Genomic DNA, 16,343 nt, shown 5'->3' on the forward strand with positions numbered 1-16,343 from the left:
CTTCTCCGTTCAAAGCTTGCGCCGTTGGCTCAGCGCGTCGAGCAAAACGGCCGCGAGAATCACGCCGCCCTGGATGAACTGCGTCCAGAACGGATTGACGCCCAGCAGCGAGAGCCCGACATTGATCACGCCGATCAGCACCACGCCAATGAAAGTGCCGACGATCGAGCCGCGCCCGCCCGCGAGCGAGGTGCCCCCGATCACGACGCCTGCGATCACCTGCAGCTCCAGCCCGTTGGCCGCGGAAGGCAGCGCCGAATTGAGCCGCCCCGCGAGGACGATGCCCGCAATGGCCGCGGTCACGCCCGCGAACATGTAGGTGAGAAAGATTACGCGGCTCACCGGAATGCCCGCGAGCCGCGCCGCTTCCTTGTTGCCGCCCACGGCGAACACCTGGTGCCCAAATTCGGTCTTGCGCAGCAATACGTGGCCAATGACGAATACGGTCAGCATCACGAGCATCGGCGCGGGCAGGCCCGCAAACGTCTTCGCGCCGAACGCGGTAAACACGGTGGGAAAGTCGAATTTCGTGCGCCCGTCCGAAATCGCGAGCGTGAGGCCGCGCCCCATCGCCATCATCGCGAGCGTGACGATGAACGGCACGAGTCGCAGCCACGCAATCCCGAAGCCGTTGAACGCGCCCACTGCCGCGCCGGTGACGAGCGCAATGACGAGCCCCGCCACGCCGAGCCCGACTGCGTCCGGGCTTGCGCCGGCCATGACGGTCGCGGCCACCATGCCGCTCAGCGCGACGAGCGAGCCCACCGAAAGGTCGATGCCCGACGTGATAATCACGAACGTGCCGCCCACTGCCGCGATGCCGACCACGGACACCTGCACCATGATGTTGGTGAGCGTGCTCGTGGTGAGAAATTCGGGCGACGCCAGCGAGAGCGCGACACAGATCAGCACGAGCGCCGCAATGAGCGGCCCGAGGCCGCTGCGCAGCTGGCGCAGTACGCGCTGTTGCAGGGTTGGCGTTTCTTCACGCGGTCGAACCGTGGTGGACGTCATGCTGCAACTCCGGTGGTAGCCCATTGAATGATCGTCTCCGAGCTGGCGTGCTCGCGCGCGACTTCGCCGACGATGCTGCCGCGATACATCACGAGCACGCGGTCCGACATGCCGAGCAGTTCGGGCAGTTCGGAGCTCACGAGTACGACGGCTGCACCCGCGCGCGCCATCGCGACGATATGGGCATAGATCTCAGTCTTCGCGCCGACGTCGATGCCGCGCGTGGGCTCGTCGAGCAGGATCACGGCCGGCGAGGTCGCGCTCGCGCGCCCGAGAATCACCTTCTGCTGATTGCCGCCCGAAAGATTGCCGGTGAGCGACGTGACCGAAGGCGCGCGCACCGCGAAGCGCTCGACCGCCTCGCGCGCGAGCCGGCGCTTTCTCGCCGCGCTCACGAAGCCGCCGCGCACCAGCGCCCGCAAGCTCGAAAGCGCGACGTTCTCTTCGATGCTCGCGTCGAGCACGAGCCCTTCGAGCTTGCGGTCCTCAGCGGTGTAGACAATGCCCGCGCGCATGCCTTGCGCGGGCGAGCGCAGCGCGAGCCTGCGCCCGCGCAGCCGCAGTTCGCCGCCGGTGAGCGGCAGCGCGCCGCAAAGCGTCTTCAGAAGCTCGGTGCGCCCCGCGCCCGCGATGCCGCCAATGCCCACGATCTCGCCCGCGCGAATGCCGAAGCTCGCGTCGCGCAGCACGGGCGCGCTCGCCACGTTGTGCGCTTCCAGCACGACGTCGCCATAAGGCCGCGCCTCCCACGGATAGAACGAGTCGAGATTGCGCGCGACCATCGCCTGCACGAGCGCCGGTTCGTTCCATTCAGACATGGGCCGCGCGCCGACCGTTGCGCCGTCGCGCATCACCACGGCAGAATCGGCCAGTTCGAACACCTCTTCGAGATGGTGCGAAATGAAGATGATGCCCATGCCCGCCGCACGCAGTCGCCGCACGACGGCGTAGAGATGCTCGATGTCATGATGCTGGAGCGCGGCCGTGGGCTCGTCCATCACGAGAATGCGGGCGTCGCGCGCGAGCGCCTTGGCGACCTCCACGAGCTGGCGTTTGTTGAGCGGCAGATCGCCCAGGCGCATGGCAGGCGGCACCCCTTCCAGCCCGACCTGGCCCAGCGCCTCGTGCGCCATCGCGTTGGCGCTGCGATGATCGACGAGGCCATAGCGCCGCGGCATGCGGCCAAGAAAGAGGTTTTCGGCCACCGTCATGTCGTTGACGAGCGAAAGCTCCTGATAGATCACGGCCACGCCCGCGTCGATCGCGGCCTGGGTCCCGCGCGCGAGGCGTACGCCGTCGATCTCGATCGTGCCTTCGTCCGGCTCGTAAGCCCCGGATAGCGTCTTGATGAGCGACGACTTGCCCGCGCCATTCTCGCCGACGATCGCCATCACGTGCCCCGCATGCAGCTCGAGGCTCACGCCGCGCAGCGCCTTCACGCCGGGAAAGCTCTTGACGATGCCGCTCATGCGCAACAGCGGCGGCGCGCCTGTCCTGCCGCCCGCGCTGGTGTACTCCTGCTGCGATACGTCCATTGCGGAACCTGATTCGCGTTTCATCCGTTCATCCCGGGCGCCGGCGCACGCGTCGCGCGCGGCCGGCGCTTAAGACCGCCCGTTACTGCTTGACTTCGAGAGCCCACAGACCGTATTGCTTCGCGGCGTCCGAATCGATGTTCGACTTGTCGATCAGATAGGTCGGCCACGCGTAGTTCGCGGGCACGTCCTTCTTCGCCTCGTAGTCGGTGATGAACGTCATCGCCTTCGCGGACATGCCGATCGGGTTCTGCGAGATCGTCGCGTCCTGCTTGCCCGCGCGGATCGCCGAAAGCGCCTGCGCCGTGCCGTCCGCGCCGATCACCATAATGTGGCCGGGGTCGCCGAGCGGCTTGTAGCGGCCCGCATTGTCGATGGCTTTTTCCGCGCCCACCGTGTTGTCGTCGTTGGCGCCGAATACCGCGTCGATCTGCGGATACTTCTGCAGAATGCTCGTCATCGCGTTGAGCGACTTCTCCTGGTCGAAGCCTCCTTCCTGGCGCGCGACGACCTTGATGTCGGGATACTTCGCGATCTCTTCCGAGAAGCCCTTCTCGCGATCCGTCGCCGCCGTGGTGCCGATAAGGCCGATCAAATCGACCACGTTGCCCTTCGGCGAGCCATAACGCTTGCTCAACTGGTCGGCGATCCACTTCGCGCCGGTGGCGCCAAGCGCTACGTTGTCCGAAGCGACGAACGAGGTCACCTTGCCGCCGTCCGAACCCCGGTCGAGCATGAAGACCGGCACGTTCATCGAATTGGCCTTCTCGACGGCCGGAATGATCGCCTTCGAATCAATCGGATTGAGCACGATCGCCTGCACGCCCTGGCTCAGCAGATTGAGCGTGTCGTTGACCTGCTGCTGTGCGTCGCCGTTGGCGTTCGTCTGCACGAGATCGAAGCCCTGCTTATCCGCGCCGCGCTCCACACCATTCTTCAGGCCGACGAAGAACGCGTTATTGAGCGTGGCGATCGAGAAGCCAACCTTGATCTTCGTGACTGCCGGCGCCGCCGCTGCGGCCTGCGCCGGCGCACTCGCGGCGGCGGCGTCGGACGCAGTCGCCGTGGTCGAAGGCGACTCGCTCTTCGAACAGCCTGCCAGCATTGCCGCGGCGGCGAACATCGTCACGCCGGCCGCGGCTCCCATGCGCGCGCTGCGCGCCACCCATCTGTCGAACCCTGCTGAACTCCACGCCATCACCGTCTCCTGTCTTTGATCTGCTGGTTTTTGACTGACCTGCGAACCGCCAACCGACTGCGTAATCGTGTCTACCGCGTATCTACCGCGTGTGTTTTGCATTGCAACGACTGCCTGGACGCGCGAGCGAGTGCGTATTACTTGCGCGGGCCGTAGCCCTTGAACTTCTCGATGACTTCCTCCATTTGCGCGTCGGAAAGCAGCGGCGGCTCGCCGAGCTGGCAGGCCAGCAAATACTGCTTTGCGAGCACCTCCACTTCGTTCGCCAGCCACAACGCCCGTGCAAGATCGCGCCCCAGCGCAATAACGCCGTGATGCGCGAGCAGGCACGCGAGCCGCTCGTGCAACGCTTCGAGCGCGTGATCGGAGAGCGCCTGGCTGCCGAAGGTCGCATACGGCGCGCAGCGAATCGAATTGCCGCCCGCCGCGGCCACCATGTAGTGGTGCGCGGGTATGCCGCGGCCGTGAATCGCGAGCGCCGTCGCGGCTTGCGAATGCGTGTGGACCACGGCGTTCACGTCGGCGCGCGCGCGCAGGATGTCGCGATGAAAACGCCACTCCGACGAAGGCCGGTGCGCTTCGAAGAGCGGATCGTCGTCGCGCACGTCGAGCGGCATCCAGACGATGCCCTCGCGCGTGAGCGCGGCGCTCGGCACGCCGCTCGGGGTAATCAGGAGTCCGTCATGCCAGCGCGCGCTCACGTTGCCCGACGTGCCCTGATTGATGCCGAGACGCTCCATCTCGCGCGCGGTATCGACGATCTGCTGGCGCACTTCGGTTTCCGCCCGCGTGTCGCGCGCACGTTCCGCCGTCTCGCCCGCACGACGGCCTTCGCTCGCGCCGCTCACGCTGCCGCTCCGGTCGCGAAAAGCGCGGCAAGACCCGCCTCGAACGGCGCGCGCACGATGCCCCGCTCCGTCACGATGCCGGACACGAGCGCATGGGGCGTCACATCGAACGCGGGGTTGCGCACCTGTATGCCCTCGGGCGCGGTGCGTTGCCCTGCGAGATGTGTCACCTCCGCCGCGCCGCGCTCCTCGATCACGATGTCCGCGCCGCTGGCGGTGCGCAGATCCAGCGTGGACGAAGGACACGCCACATAAAAGGGAATGCCAAAATGCTTCGCGGCGATCGCCACGCCGAGCGTGCCGATCTTGTTCGCGACGTCGCCGTTCGCGGCCACGCGATCCGTGCCGACGATCACGAGATCGATGAGACCCTGGGCCATCAGGGTCGGCGCCATGCTGTCGGTGATCAGCGTGATGTCGAGGCCCGCCTGCTGCAGTTCGTAAGCGGTGAGCCGCGCGCCTTGCAGGAGCGGCCGAGTCTCGTCTGCATAGACGCGAAACGCCACGCCGTCGCGGTGCGCGCAATAGAGCGGCGCGGTCGCCGTGCCGATGCCGGCAGTGGCGAGCGCACCGGCATTGCAGTGCGTGAGCACGCCGCTGCCGGGCGCGATCAGGGCGCGTCCGGCTTCACCGATCCGCGCACACAGCTCGATATCCTCTTGATGAATGCGCTTCGCCTCGGCAACGAGCGCTTCATACAGCGCGGCGCCTGTCGCGTCGGACTGCGCGCGTGCGTGTGAGAGCATTCGCTCCAGCGCCCAGCGCAAATTGACCGCGGTGGGCCGCGCGCTGTCCAGATACGCGGCGTGCGCTTCAAGACGCGCAAGGAACGCATCGCGCGAATCTGCCCGCTCGTGCCGCATCGCCACACACAGGCCATAGGCGGCCGCGACGCCGATCGCGGGTGCGCCGCGAACGCGCAGCTCGTGGATCGCGCGCCAGACGGCCTCGACACTGTCCACGGCCTCGACCACGCATTCGCGCGGCAATCGCGTCTGGTCGAGCAGATAAAGGGTGCCGTCGCGCCACTCGATGGTGGGCGGAAGACTCGATTGCTGCGCCTGCAACGTCATAAGCTCTCCGTCGATGCCGGTTGTCCGGGCTCTGCCGCTCATGCGGCAGTCTGTATTCACTTACGCAGGTTCGGTGAGCACCTGTGCGGCCAACGCGGTGACCGCCTCGATCGACGCCAGCTCGCGGCGCCGTACCAGCAGCCCTTCGGCGAGCTTCAGGCAGCGCACTTCCACGCGCGCGCGCACCGCGTCGTCCTTGATGCTCGTAATCTCCGCCACCTTCGCCATGCCGACGATGCGGCGGATCATCTTGCAGCCCGCAAAGCCGAGCGTATCGGCGAAGAGGCGTTTGATGAAATCGTCGCGGAAAGCGTCCGCAGCGCGCGTACCCGCCGGACCGCCAATATAGGCGTGGCCGGTTTCGCGCTCGTGCAGCCGCCAGATCTGCCCGAACTTCTGCGCGAAGGCGTTCCACACGGCCTCCACCTGCTCGAGCAGCCAGCCCTGATAGGCTGCTGGATCGCGTCCCGCCTCGCGGTCGTGCCAGTCGCGCGCGTAACAGGCGAGCAGCAGGTTCGCAATGAACGCGCCCGTGTCGAAGCCCATCGGCCCGTAGAACGCGAACTCGGGGTCGATCACATACGTCTCATGCTCGTTCGCCATGATCGAGCCCGTATGCAGATCGCCGTGCACGAGCGTTTCCGCATGGTTCATGAAGGCCCACTTCATCTCGCCTGCCGCACGCCGCAGCGGTTCGTGCGTGCGCAGCCGTTCGATTGCAGCCGCAGGCAGCCCGGGGCTATAGACGTTCGAAGGATGATCTTCGAACGGAAACGTGAAGACGAGTTCCTCGGTAATTCTGCACAGTTCCGTGTTGATGTCGCCGCCGACGGCCGCTTTCTTGGCATCCGGCGCAAGATAGAGATCGGAGCCATGAAAGAGCGTGCGGGCCAGAAACGTGGAAATGTGATCGGCGAGCCGCGGATACACGATGCCGTCTATCAGCCCTCCGCGCAGCACGCGATGCGAATCGAGCCGCTGCATCACCATCAGGAACTTCTCGCTATCCGCGTGAAAGACGCTCGGCACGTGCTCGGGACACAGCGCGCCGAAGCGGCGCAACGCCGCCACTTCGCGCTCCATGCGCTCGCGCGGCAAGGGCCACGCTTCGCCGACCAGCCGCAGGTACGGCGGCGCCTGCTTCACCACGACGCTCAGGCGCGGGTCGCGCGTGCTGCTCACGAAGTAGACGTAGTTCAGATTGCCATCGCCCACTTCGACGACCTGTAATTCCCTGTCGTCGCCGAGCCTTGCGCAAACGGCCGGAATGCCCAGCAGATAGGCGGTCAATTCGGCAGAGTTGAAAGCTTCGAAGTGCATACGTTCTTCCTGTCCGGAAATGGGCCGCTGGCCCGCCTAACGTCGCTTGCGCACGAGATCGAACTTGAAAATGCTGGCGTTGTAATAGTCGTTGCTGTAGCAGACCGCGCGGCCGGTCTCGTCGAAATCCACTTCGTCGATCAGCAGGAACATGCCGATGCTCTCCTGTAGTTCCGGCAAATCCCGCGGCGTGAGAACGGTCGGCTGGATCGAACTATGGGTGTGGGAGAGCCGAACGCCCGCCCGCTCCAGCGTGCCGAACAGCGACTCGCCCAGTTCCTGCCCTTCGAGCAGTGCCTTGGGCACGATGTCGATGCAGTAAGCGGCGATCGCATCGTCGGCACGCCGCACGCGCTCGAACCGCACGCAGGGTTCGCCCTCGGCGAGGCCGAGCTTGTGCGCGAGACTGCCCGAAGCCGCGATCGTCTTCACCTGCAAGCGGCTCGTCGAAGGCACCGCACCGACACTGCGTATCATGTCCGTCACAGACATCAGATCATCCAGACCGCCTTGCAGCTTGAGCGTGATTTGTCTGACGAAGGTCCCCTTGCCGTGCACACGCGTGAGGAGACCGTGGGAAATCATCTGCGCGACCGCCTCCCGCAGGCTCGAGCGGCCCACGCCCAACAGCTCGCAAAGCTCGGGCTCCGGGGGGATTTGATCGCCCGGCTTGAACGAGCGCTCGCGGATCATTTCCAGCAGCGAATCCTGGATTCGCTCGCACATCGACTGATCGACGCTCAGGCGCATGTCTTCCGCAAGGTTGCGTGGGTTGGCTACGTTGGGCTCCAATCTACATCAGACGTCTGATGTTATGGGCTCGTGGTTTTCCCTTTCATGCGCCGCAACATGACGAGGGCGGCGGCGGCGCGCTGCGCTATTTGACGCTCACCGAAAGCGGCACCGACTCGAGCAGATCTTCGATCCCGAGCCACAAGATCTGCAGACCGATGCACAGCAGCACAAAGGCGAGCAGGCGCATGAGCACTTCCGTCCCGACCGGTCCGAGGCGCTTGCCGACGTGCCCCGCGAAACGCACACAGAGATAGATGCAGCCGCAAAGAACGATCAGGGCGAGCAGCACGCCGACGACATTGACGAGTTGCACATGACCGCGCGGCCGGCCAGTGCCAAGCGCAATCGCGACCGCAATCGACCCCGGTCCGACGGTGACCGGCAGCGTGAGCGGATAGAACGCCGTGGCACGCAGCGTCGCCCGGCGCACCGAGTCCGGCGGCGCCTGCGATTGTGCCGCCTCCGCGCCATCGGGCGATTTGTGCAGCAGATTCCAGCCGGCGAACGCGATGACCAGCCCGCCCGCAACCCGCAACACCGGTATCGATATGCCGAAGAACGAGAGCACATAGGCGCCCATCAGCAGCGCCCCGAGCAGAATGAACAGGCTGTTGATGGCGATGATCCGCGCGAGAAATGCGCGTTCGCCGGCGGTCGCATGCGGCAGCATGCTCAGCACGATGAACCCGGCCGCGGGCGGATTGAGCACGGGGAAGAGTCCGGCGAAGACGAGCAGGAAGGTGTCGGAGAGTTGGTTGAGCATCTCTGTTCCCCCTTGGCATCACGGAGTATACGGGCCGGCTCGCCGCCCGTTCAATACGACGATGGTCCGATTGAATGACGATTATGGAACCGGAATGGAACTTCATGGGCCGATGCGGCTCGAACAATGCCGCGAAATCTCGACGCGCGCCGCGCAGACCCAACGTTCAAGCTCATCTGTCGATGCCCCTTGCTTCCCGACTTCGATTGCTGCCCAGCCTGCTCGCCCTGATCGTCGCGGGCCTCGCGGCCGGCGCGGCGCCGGTCGGCGCCCATGCAGCCGCTCATCACACCGTGGCCGAAAGAACCGTCCACGCCACGCCAAAAAAGAAAAAGAGAGTCGCGCACAAAACGAAGCCCGCGCATCGTTCGATGCCTGCCGACGCGCCCTCCACCAGACTCTCCGGGCCGAAGCGCCGCACCAAACGCGCGAAGCCCAGACACGGCCCGCCGCCGGTGCCGCATCACGCCGCGCACGCGAGCGCCAGCAACGCGCACGCCCCTCGCCTGCTCGCCCGCTGCGGCTTTACGCCGGCATCGCGCAAGCAACTCTTTTCGCATGCGATCTACGTCGTCGACGAAAACACCCACACGCCGCTCTACGCGCGCCACGCCGATACGGTGGCGCCCATTGCCTCGGTGTCGAAGCTCATGACGGCCATCGTCTGGCTCGATAGTGCGCATGCGCCGCTGCGACAGCGGCTCTCCGTCACGACCGCCGATCTCGACACGCTCAAGTTCACGCATTCGCGCCTCGGCGTGGGAGCGTCGCTCACGCGCGCGACCATGCTGCACGTTGCGCTGATGTCCTCGGAAAATCGTGCGGCTTCGGCGCTCAGCCGCGACTATCCGGGCGGGCGGCCTGCATTCGTCGCGGCAATGAACGCGAAAGCGCAGCGTCTTGGCATGACGCACACGCATTTCGTCAATGCGACGGGACTCTCGCCGCAGAACGTCTCAACCGCGCGCGAACTGGCGAGCCTCGTGCGCGCAGCCAATGGCTATCCGCTCATTCGCCGCTATTCGATCGACCATCAGGAACGCGTGACCACCGGCCAGGGGCAGTTGCAGTATGTGAACAGCAATCGGCTGGTCCGCTACGGGCGGGTGCGCGCGAGCGTGCAGAAAACCGGCTTCATCAACGAGTCCGGCCACAATATGGTGATGCGCGTGATGGTGCACGGCCGGCGGCCCGTGATCGTCACCCTGCTAGGGAGCGCCACGCCCGAGGGCTCGCGCCTGGACGGCGTGCGTATCGCGCACTGGCTGTCGTGCTCCTTGCGCTGAGCGAGCGCGTCGGGGCTCCTTCACATCAACGCCCTGCGCTCGCCGAGCGCATTCCAGCGGCGGATGGCGCGGCTTTCGTGGTCGAAGCCGAGAATGCTGACCGAAGCCGTGTCGAGATACAGATGCTCGCCGAGCGCCGCCGAACCGGAAGCCCAGCAGCCCCCCAATGCGCGCAGGAAATGCGCGTGCGAAAAGAGCGCCACGCGGCCCCGCATCGCCAGCAGCCCCTCGATCAGCGCCGAAGCGCGCGCCTGGACGCGTGCGAGATCCTCGCCATGCGCGATGGGCGAATGCCACACGCTCCAGTCGGGTTCGGTCTTGCGGATATCCGCTGTCTTGAGGCCTTCGTAAATCCCGTAGTCCCACTCGTGCAACTCGGCCGAAATGGTCATCTCGTCGCCGAGGCCCGCGAGATGGCACGTCTCGATGGCCCGCGCCATCGGGCTGCAAAGCACCGCGTCGAAGTGCTGTGCGGCGAGCGACGGCGCCAGCGAGCGCGCCTGCTCGCGTCCGTGACCCGTGAGCGCGATATCGGTGCGACCGGTGTGCTGCCCGGAAAGGCTCCATTCCGTTTCACCATGACGGATCAACCAGACTTCGCGCAGTCCGGAGGACACACTGACAGGATTGGCAGACATCGGGAACTCCACGTTCGTGCCCCGCGCGGGACACACGGGATGCCAGCAGCATACCTGTTTTGAGGGCGTTTCGCCGTGCCGCTACCCTCTTGTTGCACATGGCAAAATGAAGGCATATCGAAAGCGACGAGGCTGTCATGCCGCGCCACCATCTATTTGCACTCCGTAGTAATGTGCTTCAGAAAAGATGCGAGATGCCGAGCACCGCAAGCGTTTGCGAAGAATGCGGGGCTGTGACGGAAATGCCGGGCCAGCTCATCGTCGCCTGGCCGTGGTTCTTCAGATAGCCCGCGCGTGCGTAAAGGCTCGTGCGCTTCGATATCTGGCGATCGTAGCCAAGCTCAATGCCGAGTGTTTCGTCGTTGACGCCGTGAATGTTGCGCTGAATACCGGCGATCTGGATCGCGTCGAACGAAGTGGCCTGAATCGTCGCGCCAACCTCCGTCACGTTATACGCATGCGCGGTGCCGAGCGCAGCCGCGAGCGAATGCGCGGGCGGTGTTTTCGGGCTCGCATACGAATAGTTCGCCTGCAGGTTGACAATGCCGATACGGTAGGCGAGCGCCGCCGTGTAGTGCTCCGTGCCCACGAGCGTGAGGGCGGACGGCAGGCCCGGCACGGTTTCCGTGCCTGCATGTTCGTTCATGTAGGCCAGGCCGACGAAGAGGCCATAGCCGGTGTAGGTCGCGGAAACGTCGAGAATATTGCCCGTGGTCGCCGGCACCGGCTGCGTGACGGTCGCAGCGAAGCCATACATGGCGTTGAGCTGAAACCCGGCCAGTTTCGGCGAGACATACAGGATCGAGTTGCTCGTGCGGCCCGCGGCGTATTGCGCGGAAAGCGTGTTGCGATCGGTCGCGAGCACGGCGGCCGAAAGCGGCGAAAGCACCTCGTTGGCGCGAAACGGATCGCTCGGATAGACGGCCCGGAAGCTCGGCTGGTACTGCCTGCCGAACGTGAGCGCGCCGTAGTCACCGTGCGCCACCCCTACCCACGCCTGGCGATAGAACAAGGCGGTCGTGTCCGCAAAACCCGCGCCGTTGTTGATGTTGTAGCCGTTTTCGAGCACGAAATTGGCCTTGAATCCGTTGCCCAGGTCTTCGGAACCCTTCAGGCCGAACATCGAGCCCGTCGAACCGCCGCTGCGCTGCGAAACAGACGCGGTACCGCCGTTGTTCAGGTACTGGAAGAACGTGTCGGCCACGCCGTAGAGCGTCACGCTCGTCTGGGCGCAAGCTGCGCTCGCGGTCATTGCGAACGTCGCGCCCATCACACCCTGGCTAATCAGCTTCAAACGCATGCATGTCTCCTCTTGTGTTGTCGGTATCCGCTCGCTGGCGGAATGGATCGCACTGCGAATTACTAAAAAAACCCGGCCCAAAAATCTTCCGGTTGAATCGGGTACGCGAACCTCAGCGCGCCCCACGGCCCTCCTTTGCAGGCTGCAGCCACAGAAAGCCCGCCACGCCCGCTACGGCGAGCAGCACGCCCATCGCGCCGAAACCCGCTTCGTAGCCGCGTGGGCCCGCAGTCGAATCGACGAGATGTCCCATGAGCGCCGGCGCGAACAAACCGGCTGTCGTCGCGAGCGCATGAACGCTTGAGAGCATGGCCGCGCGGTTCGCGCCCGGCACCACTTCGGCCACGAGTTGCGGCCCGAACGTGAACGCCTGAGTGGCGAATGCGCAGGCCAAGCCCACCAGCGCCACCTTCGCGAGCGGCGGCCACGCTGCAAACGAGACGCACAGCAAGATGCCGCCGACCGTGCAGCAGGCGCTCACGAGCACGCCTCGCGCGATGCGCGTCGAGACGTTGCGCCTAAGCAGCATGTGCGAGAGCGTGGCCAGCGCGAACCCGACCGGCACCTGCAAAAGCACCTGGAGACCGAACAGCCACCCAGCGCGAGCGGCGGGCAAGCCCAGCCCGAGGCGGAAATACACGGGCATCCACGTGATGCCGCAGGCGACGACTGCATAGCCCGCGAACGACTGTAGCAAGACGGTCAGCACCGTGGCGCTGCCGAAGTACGGGCGCAGCACACGCCAGCCGGGGGTGACGGCGCGCGGGGCGGCCCCCGGCCGTACGCGCACACCTTGCTCCCCCACAAGACGCAGCGCGAGCCATAGCGCTACCCACGCCACGCCAGCTACGCCGAGTGCGAGGAACGTGGCACGCCAGTGCCAGCGCTGCTCGACGAACGTCAGCGCGGGACCGGCCAGCACGAGCCCCGCCGTCGCGCCGAGCTGCACGATCAGCGTGGGCAGGCTGCGCCGCCGGTCGTCGAAGGCCTCATAGGTCACGTGCATCGCGAGCGGCAACGCGGGGCCCTCGCCCGCGCCCAGCACGATGCGGCACATCACGAGCGTCGCGAAGCTGGCTGGCCAGATCATCGGCAACTGTGCGGCCACCCAGACGAGCGCAAGCCCGGCGAGCAGCCACGTGGGATCGAGGCGGTCCGCGATCGAGCCCACGCCGATGGCCGACACGGCGAACAGCACGAAAAACGCGCTGCCGACGATGCCAAGCTGCGCTGGGCTCAATCCCATGTCCCGCATCATCGGCACCGCGACCAGCCCGACCACGGCTTTGTCCGCGAAATTAAGCGCCATGAACAGAAACAGCGCGGCGACCGTGGCCCAGCCGTTGCGTGCACGCACAGCGTGCGTCGCGGCCACGGGTTGTTCGATCTGAAGCATGAGTCTTGACCTCGGTTTCTAACGCGACGTGTTTCGATTCGTTATCCGAAAGCAACAGAAAATGTAATGGCGGGCGCCGTCTAAATGTTAGCGTGCATCAGGTCCGCCGCCTTTTCCGCGATCATGATTGCGGCGGCATTGGTGTTTCCGCCCACGAGCGCAGGCATGATCGACGCGTCCACGACGCGCAAACCCGTCACCCCACGCACGCGCAACTGCGGATCGACGACCGATTGCGCGTCGGCGCCCATGCGGCAGGTGCCCACCGGGTGATACACCGTGTCGGCATTGCGGCGCACGAACGTGCGGATCGCCTCGTCGCCCTCCGCCTCCCGCGCGATGTCATCCGTGAACAATTCGCGGCCGCCATGACGCGCGAGCGCGTCCTGTGCGAAGATCCGGCGCACCAGCTGCACGCCCGCGACCATGCCTTCCATGTCGCGTTCGTCGCCGAGAAAACGCGGATCGATCGACGGTGCATCGTGCATGTGAGGCGAGCGCAACGTCACCTCGCCGCGGCTGTATGGCCGCAGCACGCAGGCGTGGCACGAATAGCCGTGTCCGCGCGGCGGCTTGCCTTCGCCTCGGTTGCCAAGCATCGCGGGCACGAAATGCAGTTGCAGGTCGGGTGCGGCGAGGCCCGGCGCACTTCGCACGAATGCGCCCGCCTCCGCGAGGTTCGACGTGACCATGCCGGTGCGCTCGCGCCGGTAGCGGTGAATTTCGCGGGCGAGCCGCATCAGGCCCGGCACGGAGCGCCCGAACAGCTCGGTCGATGCAACCTGCTTGTTCACGATGATGTCCAGATGGTCCTGCAGATTCTGGCCGACCTGTGGCGCGTCATACACGACCTCGATGCCGAATGCGTGCAGATGCGCAGCCGGTCCGATGCCCGAGGCCATGAGCAGCTGCGGGGAATGAAACGTTCCGGCGCTCACCACGATCTCGCGGCGCACTCGCACGGCTTGCACAACGCCGTCACGCCATATCTCGACCGCCGCGGCACGTGCGCCTTCGAACACGATGCGCTGCGCCCGTGCCCCGGTCAGCACCGTGAGCCATTCGCGGCCGCCATTGTGCGCCGTGTCGCCGCGATACCCGCCGTGCAGATAAGCGCGCGCCGTGTTCCAGCGTTCGCCGTCGCGTTGCGTGACCTGATAGAGGCCAACGCCCTCCTGGTCCACGCCATTGAAGTCGGGGTTCACCTTCAAGCCCGCCTGCAATGCCGCTGCGATGAAGTGCTGCGAGAACGGATTGGGCGAGCGCAATTCGCTCACGTGCAACGGGCCACGCGAACCGTGAAAGGGATCGTCGTCACGGCCGGCGCAACGCTCGTTAGACTCGCTGCGGCGGAAATACCGCAGCACGTCTTCGTAGCTCCAGCCCGTGCAGCCCGCGTTCGCCCACGCGTCGAAGTCCAGGCGATGACCGCGAATGTAGACCATGCCGTTGATCGACGAACTGCCGCCGAGTCCCCGCCCTCGCGGCTGATACGAACGGCGGCCGAGCAGGCCGGCTTGCGGTTCGGTATGAAACGCGTAGTTGCGTGGCCCTTCGCGCGGCACCGTCGCCGCGATACCGAGCGGCGCCCACACCGTGTAGTGGTGATCGCACGGTCCGGCTTCGATGAGCGCGACGCTCGCGCCCGCGGTTTCGGCAAGGCGCGCGGCAATCGCGCAACCCGCCGCCCCCGCGCCGATCACGACGTAGTCGAATTCCTGTGCGGTTTGGTTCATGCCGCGCAACCCGTAATCTGCTTGTATTCGAGGAACTCCGTGAGACCATACGCGCCGTGCTCCCGCCCATTGCCCGACGCCTTCATGCCGCCGAACGGCGCCGTGAGATCCATCTTCGCGCCGTTGATCTGCACGCTGCCCGCGCGAAGTCGTGCCGCCACGCGCCGAACGCGCGCCGCGTCGCCGGACCACAAGTAGGCGGCGAGTCCATACGGCGTGTCGTTCGCGATAGCGACGGCCTCTTCCTCCGTATCGAACGGAAGGATCGCGAGCACCGGACCGAAGATTTCTTCACGCGCGATCGTCATGTCGTTGCGCACGTCGGCGAACACGGTTGGCCGCGCGAAGAAGCCGCGTGACAAGTGCGCGGGCCTCCCCTCGCCGCCGGCCACGAGACGCGCGCCCTCGTCAATGCCGATCGCGATCATCCGCTGCACTTTTTCAAACTGGGCACGATTGGAAATCGGGCCGAGGATCGTATCCGCCGCGGCCGGATCGCCGACCTGCAGCGCGTTGACCGTCGCGCAGGCGACTTCGATGGCCGCATCGTACTGGCTGCGTTGTACGAGCAGGCGCGTGGGCGCGATACAGGTTTGCCCCGAATTCAGCATGCAGGCCAGCACGCTCGCCTTCACCGCGGGTGTCAGATCGGCGTCTTCGAAGATGAGGCTGGGCGACTTGCCGCCCAACTCCTGCGCCACGCGCTTGACCGTGCCCGCCGCGCTCGAGGCGACTTGCGCCCCCGCTCGCGTCGAGCCCGTGATCGACACCATGTCGATGTCGGGATGGCTGGCGAGTGCCGCGCCCACCGTCGCTCCGTCGCCGTAGACCAGGTTGAATACGCCGGGCGGTACGCCTGCCTCGTCGAGTACCTCTGCGAACAGACGCGCGTCGAGCGGCGCGATCTCCGAAGGCTTGAGCACTACCGTGCAGCCCGCCGCGAGCGCCGGCGCGACCTTCGCCGCGATCTGGTTGAGCGGCCAGTTCCACGGCGTGATGAGCGCGACAACGCCCACGGCTTCGCGCACGATCTCGGTCGTGCCGCGCCGTTCGCTGAATTCGAACGATTCCAGTGCGGCGCGCACGCTCTGCAGCTGCGCGAGGCCCACGCGCGCCTGCAGTTCGTGGCTCAACTTGATCGGTGCGCCGATTTCCGTGCTCACCGCACGCGCGAGTTCGTCATAGCGCGCGGTATAGCGCTCGACGATGCGCGTAAGCAGCGCCACGCGGCTCGCAACACGCGTGGCCGACCACGCGGGCCACGCGGCGCGGGCCGCGGCGACGGCGCGCTCGACATCGGCGTGCGTGCCGAGGAGCACGGTACCCGCCACCGCCTCCGTGACAGGGCAAACCATCTCATGAATATTCGCGCCTGGCGCGGGCGCGACCCACTGCCCGCCAATGTAGTACTGGTCGATCTTGTGCACGGCTAACGGTTCCT

General features: G+C 65.9%; 14 protein-coding genes. 1 reads left to right on the forward strand and 13 read right to left on the reverse strand.

All coding sequences use genetic code 11. The annotated features are described in order from the left end of the window. Positions 1-9: 9 nt before the first annotated feature. From M3A49_RS30645 to M3A49_RS30680, 8 genes are all read right to left on the reverse strand, one after another. The gene (locus tag M3A49_RS30645; RefSeq protein WP_266232321.1) at positions 10-1,014 is read right to left on the reverse strand and encodes an ABC transporter permease; all 1,005 of its coding nucleotides are present in this window, start codon (positions 1,012-1,014) and stop codon (positions 10-12) included. Next, a complete protein-coding gene (locus tag M3A49_RS30650; protein ID WP_323183444.1) occupies positions 1,011-2,549 on the reverse strand; it encodes a sugar ABC transporter ATP-binding protein in 1,539 nt (512 codons plus the stop codon). The genes M3A49_RS30645 and M3A49_RS30650 overlap by 4 nt, the downstream gene beginning before the upstream one ends. Positions 2,550-2,631: 82 nt before the next feature. Next, the gene (locus tag M3A49_RS30655) at positions 2,632-3,747 is read right to left on the reverse strand and encodes a sugar ABC transporter substrate-binding protein (RefSeq protein ID WP_266232323.1); all 1,116 of its coding nucleotides are present in this window, start codon (positions 3,745-3,747) and stop codon (positions 2,632-2,634) included. Positions 3,748-3,884: 137 nt separating this feature from the next. Beyond that, positions 3,885-4,520 carry a class II aldolase/adducin family protein gene (locus tag M3A49_RS30660; protein WP_266232383.1) on the reverse strand — a complete coding sequence of 212 codons (636 nt, stop codon included), beginning with the start codon at positions 4,518-4,520 and terminating at the stop codon, positions 3,885-3,887. A gap of 71 nt (positions 4,521-4,591) precedes the next feature. After that, positions 4,592-5,668: an S-methyl-5-thioribose-1-phosphate isomerase gene (gene mtnA / locus M3A49_RS30665; RefSeq protein ID WP_266232324.1), complete on the reverse strand. Its 1,077-nt coding sequence runs from the start codon at positions 5,666-5,668 to the stop codon at positions 4,592-4,594. Between the two features lie 60 nt (positions 5,669-5,728). Then, positions 5,729-6,988, reverse strand: a complete 1,260-nt coding sequence (gene mtnK / locus M3A49_RS30670; RefSeq protein ID WP_266232326.1) for an S-methyl-5-thioribose kinase — start codon at positions 6,986-6,988, stop codon at positions 5,729-5,731. Positions 6,989-7,024: 36 nt separating this feature from the next. Then, positions 7,025-7,780 carry a GntR family transcriptional regulator gene (locus tag M3A49_RS30675; RefSeq protein ID WP_266232328.1) on the reverse strand — a complete coding sequence of 252 codons (756 nt, stop codon included), beginning with the start codon at positions 7,778-7,780 and terminating at the stop codon, positions 7,025-7,027. An 85-nt stretch (positions 7,781-7,865) separates the two neighbouring features. Then, the gene (locus M3A49_RS30680) at positions 7,866-8,546 is read right to left on the reverse strand and encodes a MarC family protein (RefSeq protein ID WP_266232330.1); all 681 of its coding nucleotides are present in this window, start codon (positions 8,544-8,546) and stop codon (positions 7,866-7,868) included. 206 nt (positions 8,547-8,752) lie between these two features. On the opposite strand from M3A49_RS30680, the gene M3A49_RS30685 reads away from it, so the two are divergent. Beyond that, on the forward strand, positions 8,753-9,832 hold the full coding sequence (locus M3A49_RS30685) for a serine hydrolase (RefSeq protein WP_323183440.1): 1,080 nt from the start codon (positions 8,753-8,755) through the stop codon (positions 9,830-9,832). A 20-nt stretch (positions 9,833-9,852) separates the two neighbouring features. Here M3A49_RS30685 and M3A49_RS30690 read toward each other — a convergent pair whose 3' ends face one another. The 5 genes from M3A49_RS30690 to M3A49_RS30710 all read right to left on the reverse strand — a co-directional run bounded on the left by M3A49_RS30690 (position 9,853) and on the right by M3A49_RS30710 (position 16,329). Beyond that, on the reverse strand, positions 9,853-10,470 hold the full coding sequence (locus M3A49_RS30690) for a histidine phosphatase family protein (protein ID WP_266232332.1): 618 nt from the start codon (positions 10,468-10,470) through the stop codon (positions 9,853-9,855). A gap of 178 nt (positions 10,471-10,648) precedes the next feature. Further along, positions 10,649-11,764, reverse strand: a complete 1,116-nt coding sequence (locus M3A49_RS30695; RefSeq protein WP_416339046.1) for a porin — start codon at positions 11,762-11,764, stop codon at positions 10,649-10,651. 118 nt (positions 11,765-11,882) lie between these two features. Further along, the gene (locus tag M3A49_RS30700) at positions 11,883-13,166 is read right to left on the reverse strand and encodes an MFS transporter (RefSeq protein ID WP_266232334.1); all 1,284 of its coding nucleotides are present in this window, start codon (positions 13,164-13,166) and stop codon (positions 11,883-11,885) included. Between the two features lie 80 nt (positions 13,167-13,246). Continuing rightward, positions 13,247-14,902 carry a GMC family oxidoreductase gene (locus M3A49_RS30705; RefSeq protein ID WP_266232335.1) on the reverse strand — a complete coding sequence of 552 codons (1,656 nt, stop codon included), beginning with the start codon at positions 14,900-14,902 and terminating at the stop codon, positions 13,247-13,249. Next, positions 14,899-16,329, reverse strand: coding sequence for an aldehyde dehydrogenase family protein (locus M3A49_RS30710; protein ID WP_266232336.1), 1,431 nt, complete (start codon positions 16,327-16,329; stop codon positions 14,899-14,901). Before M3A49_RS30710 ends, M3A49_RS30705 begins: the two co-directional genes overlap by 4 nt. Between the last annotated feature and the right edge of the window lie 14 nt (positions 16,330-16,343).

This window comes from Paraburkholderia sp. CNPSo 3076 (genome assembly GCF_026343935.1).
GTDB lineage: Bacteria > Pseudomonadota > Gammaproteobacteria > Burkholderiales > Burkholderiaceae > Paraburkholderia > Paraburkholderia nodosa.

Coding starts and splice junctions, on each gene's coding strand:
- M3A49_RS30645 (WP_266232321.1), bottom strand. CDS start 1,014: ATGACGTCCACCACGGTTCGACCGCGTGAAGAAACGCCAACCCTGCAA.
- M3A49_RS30650 (WP_323183444.1), bottom strand. CDS start 2,549: ATGGACGTATCGCAGCAGGAGTACACCAGCGCGGGCGGCAGGACAGGC.
- M3A49_RS30655 (WP_266232323.1), bottom strand. CDS start 3,747: ATGGCGTGGAGTTCAGCAGGGTTCGACAGATGGGTGGCGCGCAGCGCG.
- mtnA (WP_266232324.1), bottom strand. CDS start 5,668: ATGACGTTGCAGGCGCAGCAATCGAGTCTTCCGCCCACCATCGAGTGG.
- mtnK (WP_266232326.1), bottom strand. CDS start 6,988: ATGCACTTCGAAGCTTTCAACTCTGCCGAATTGACCGCCTATCTGCTG.
- M3A49_RS30680 (WP_266232330.1), bottom strand. CDS start 8,546: ATGCTCAACCAACTCTCCGACACCTTCCTGCTCGTCTTCGCCGGACTC.
- M3A49_RS30690 (WP_266232332.1), bottom strand. CDS start 10,470: ATGTCTGCCAATCCTGTCAGTGTGTCCTCCGGACTGCGCGAAGTCTGG.
- M3A49_RS30700 (WP_266232334.1), bottom strand. CDS start 13,166: ATGCTTCAGATCGAACAACCCGTGGCCGCGACGCACGCTGTGCGTGCA.
- M3A49_RS30705 (WP_266232335.1), bottom strand. CDS start 14,902: ATGAACCAAACCGCACAGGAATTCGACTACGTCGTGATCGGCGCGGGG.